This window comes from Pseudorhodobacter sp. W20_MBD10_FR17 (assembly GCF_052119765.1).
Classification (GTDB): domain Bacteria; phylum Pseudomonadota; class Alphaproteobacteria; order Rhodobacterales; family Rhodobacteraceae; genus Pseudorhodobacter.
Genome location: NZ_JBGQOQ010000085.1, coordinates 1 through 3,524, shown reverse-complemented (window position 1 = coordinate 3,524; position 3,524 = coordinate 1). Strand labels below are relative to the sequence as shown.

Sequence of the window (3,524 nt, the reverse complement as noted above, 5' to 3'; positions counted from 1 at the left end):
AGTGGCAACATTTTACGCTGCCCGCAGCGAGATTATCACGCCACTTCCGTGGCTCACTTTTGCACTGCCGTTCTCAGATGTCGTTGTCAGGAAATAATTCGGCGCATCGTATTTATTGAGCGGCTCAATCAGGATCGTGATCCCTACAGGCGCGGCCCGCGCGCAGGCGTAGGTCAAGTTCGCGACAAAGCAGTCATGCGCCTTTTTGCCTTTTGAAAACCCCGCCATGACGTGAACAGTCTTGCATCCGATCGCATCGGCGTAAGCGATAGCCTCGTCGATGGCAGCACGTGCTTCGGCGACACGATCTGGCAGAGCAGCCAGACCGTTATCCCCTGCGGTAACATTCCCGCGGCGCGTGTTCAGCCCCAGCATCATTAGTCCGGTTTCTTGCAAAGCTGTCAGGATGTCGGATGCCGGCGTATCAAAGGGCCAATGACATTCGACCGCATCGAAACCGGCGGCATTGGCAGCGCGGATTGCGTTGGGCAAGGACAGCTCAGACCAAAGAAAACCTAAATTAGCGGAAAGTTTCATGCATCCCACTCCACGTTGAAGGTTGTGATCAATTTTAGGACATCCCGATCGGACAGCTCGCGCGGCGACATGCCCCGCGTCATCATCGCCAGTCGCGCCGAATCTTCGAGTTCCTCGATTGCGTTGCATGCGGCCTCTACATCCTTGCCCGCGACGACAGGCCCATGATTGGCCAACATGACGGCAGACCGTTTTCCCGCCAACCCGCGCACGGCGTCGCCCATTGCAGAGTCGCCGGGCATAAAGAACGGCAACAGCTTGACCTTACCCAGCTTCATGATCGCATAAGGGGTCAAATGCGGTAGAAAATCGTCTTCGTTTGCGTCGGGCATCATAGACAAGGCAACCGAATGGCACGCGTGCAGATGCACCACGGCGCCTACGGTCGATCGCGTGTCATAGAACGCAGAATGAAGTGACATTTCCTTGGTTGGGGCGTCGCCGCCGGTCAATCTGCCTTTCACGTCAAACCGACTGAGACGCGCAGGATCAAGACGGCCAAAGCTCGTGCCTGTCGGCGACACCAGAAGTCCGCCGTCGGGCGTGCGGGCTGAAATGTTGCCTGTGCTACCACCTGTCAGGCCACGGTCAAACATGGACTTGGCAAGTAGGCAGATGTGGTCTCTCAGGTTGGCGTCCGCGCTCATGTGTTGGCCAATGTCGTCAGAGCGTCCGCGAAGAACGACGGCTTTCCGAAGTTGCCGGACTTGAGCGCCAGCGCAATCTCGTGGCCCGCGGATGTGCAATAGGTCCACGGCACGCCCGGAGCGATTTCCGCGGCGATATCAAGTTGTGAAATCTCCAATGCTTTGGTGACCGCGCCCGAGGTTTCCCCGCCTGCCACGATGATGCGCCGCGCGCCTGCGTTGCGTGCTGTCACGGCACAGGCTGCCAACGTTCGCTCGATCAGCTCGCCGGCAGCGGCCACGCCTAGTTTCATCTGCGCTGCCTTAACACTTGCCGGATCGACCGTCGCGTAGATCAAGGGCGCCTTTGTAAGGTCCTGCCCTGCGAGCCAGTCCAAAACCGGACCTTCACCTGTCTTGTTTAAGACCAAGGGATCAAGCTGGTAGCTTGGCGCACCCGTTGCGCGATAGTTGGCGACCTGCGCATTCGTCATCTCTGAACAACTGCCCGATAGGACTATCGTTTCGGGGCCAATGATGCGTGAGACTTGTTTCTGCGCATTTGCAGCTAGCAGGCCATCCGCCAAATAGAGGGCTGGCAATGGCATTGCAACGGCGGAACCGCCAGTCATTAGCGGCATATCTCTGCAGGCGGCAGCAATGGTTTCAAGGTCGGCATTTGCAACTGCATCCACAACGATATGAGCCGTGCCATCAGAACGATGCGCATCAAGGCTGGAGCGCAGGGCGACGGCACCCATTGCTACCGTCATTCGGTCGATCAGGCCGACAGGCTTTGTGACCTGTGGCGCAAGAAGCCGCACTAAATTGCTGTCCCGCATAGGTGTCAGCGGATGGTCCTTCATCGGGCTTTCAGAAAGCGGCTGTTGGCCGACAAACAGATTGCCCATGAAAATGGACCGTCCGTTTTCAGGAAACGCAGGGCAATAGATCGTCTGATCGGCGTCTAGATCAGCCATTAGCGCCTCTGCGACAGGGCCGATATTGCCCTCTGCCGTGCTGTCGAAGGTCGAGCAATACTTCCAAAAGAAGCGCTGCGCCCCAGCCTTACGCAACCACGCCAACGCGGCACGAGCCTCTGCCACTGCGTCAGCCACAGGCGCAGTGCGAGATTTCAGCGCGATCACCTCGAAGGGGCTTGTCTGAGTTGGGGGCTGATCGGGAATGCCTATGCGCAGAGACACCTTTACCCCGCTGCGCGCCAGCAATCCGGCAAGGTCAGTCGCGCCTGTGAAATCATCTGCGATGCAGCCAAGTATTGTTCCGGTCATGTGCTTGCCTTTTCAATATAGCCCCAGACCACCGCGTGGCGCGGGTACGCCACAAAACCACGTTTGGTATCGCAGCAGTAAAGGCGATCAATCAGCGTGGTGGTGGATTGCTGGGGCATCGTGTGTTTCCATTAAATGTCGCAGGGCGGCCGCGCAGGCGTGTGGGTCTTCGATTAGGGCAAAATGGCCCAAACCTTCCAATGCGCAAAACTGTCCGTCGGGTGCCGATTGCGCCGCGGCCAGGCCCTGTACAGTTGGAGCGGAGCGATCCAGCGATCCGGTAAAGGATATAACCGGCATGCAGGCGCTACTTAGTGCTGGCAGAGCGCCCGGCCTGGACAGAGCAAGCTGCGTCTGTGTTTCGATCATATTCGCCGAAGCGTTGGCCATTTCGTAAACCATTTCACGGGTTACGTCTGGTGTCGGGCCATGAACTTCCAGTTCACGGGCTTGCAACGCCGCCGCACCGCCGCATCTTATGACATCCGCCGCAAGATCATGTCGCGACTGCGCTTTTGCAGGATCGTCGGCGAGCGGATTTACACCAAACAGAACTAGGTGGTGGGCCGTCATCCTGTCGGCATAATGGGCGGCAACGATGGCCCCAAGAGAAAAGCCGCAAACGATTGTATCCTCGGACAACCCGTCAAATATCGGCTGATAATCATCGACCGATGGCCGATCCAACTCGACAACGTACCGTTGTGCAGGTCCCACGCCGAGTGCATTCAGAAAGCCATCGAACACTGCGACCGTGCAGAGTGTTCCCGGTAGCAATAGCCAAGGACGATTTGCCAGCCCCCTAGTATCCATTTTGTGAAGGGCCTTCAGGGGTTTTCTCGGCAAGGGTGACACGCACAGCATCGCGCATGCTGCGGCTTAGATGGGCAAAGTCATTGCCGGGTGTGACAAGATGGAAACCTTGCTCCACGCGGGTCCGCGCCTCCTCGCCGGAGCTACAGAAAATGCCAACGGGGACGCCGCGCCGTTTGGGGGGATGCGGACAAAAACTTGGACTGTTTTTACGTCATAAGTCCTAGGCTTTTACGGTATTCGATTGGGCTTCGAC

Annotated in this window: 3 protein-coding genes and 1 pseudogene; all 4 read right to left on the bottom strand. The window is 57.7% G+C overall.

The window, feature by feature from the left end:
* Positions 1 to 72 precede the first annotated feature (72 nt).
* Positions 73 to 537 (bottom strand): annotated as a pseudogene (locus tag ACEN2J_RS20520) (TIM barrel protein); the annotation flags it as partial.
* Positions 534 to 1,184, bottom strand: a complete 651-nt coding sequence (otnC, locus tag ACEN2J_RS20515; RefSeq protein ID WP_442108575.1) for a 3-oxo-tetronate 4-phosphate decarboxylase — start codon at positions 1,182 to 1,184, stop codon at positions 534 to 536. The pseudogene ACEN2J_RS20520 and the gene otnC, both read right to left, overlap by 4 nt.
* Positions 1,181 to 2,455, bottom strand: a complete 1,275-nt coding sequence (otnK, locus tag ACEN2J_RS20510; RefSeq protein ID WP_442108573.1) for a 3-oxo-tetronate kinase — start codon at positions 2,453 to 2,455, stop codon at positions 1,181 to 1,183. The genes otnC and otnK overlap by 4 nt, the downstream gene beginning before the upstream one ends.
* Before the next feature lie 87 nt (positions 2,456 to 2,542).
* Entirely contained in the window at positions 2,543 to 3,202 is a 660-nt protein-coding gene (locus ACEN2J_RS20505) for an alpha/beta fold hydrolase (RefSeq protein WP_442108572.1), read from the bottom strand.
* Between the last annotated feature and the right edge of the window lie 322 nt (positions 3,203 to 3,524).

Coding starts and splice junctions, on each gene's coding strand:
- otnC (WP_442108575.1), bottom strand. CDS start 1,184: ATGAGCGCGGACGCCAACCTGAGAGACCACATCTGCCTACTTGCCAAG.
- otnK (WP_442108573.1), bottom strand. CDS start 2,455: ATGACCGGAACAATACTTGGCTGCATCGCAGATGATTTCACAGGCGCG.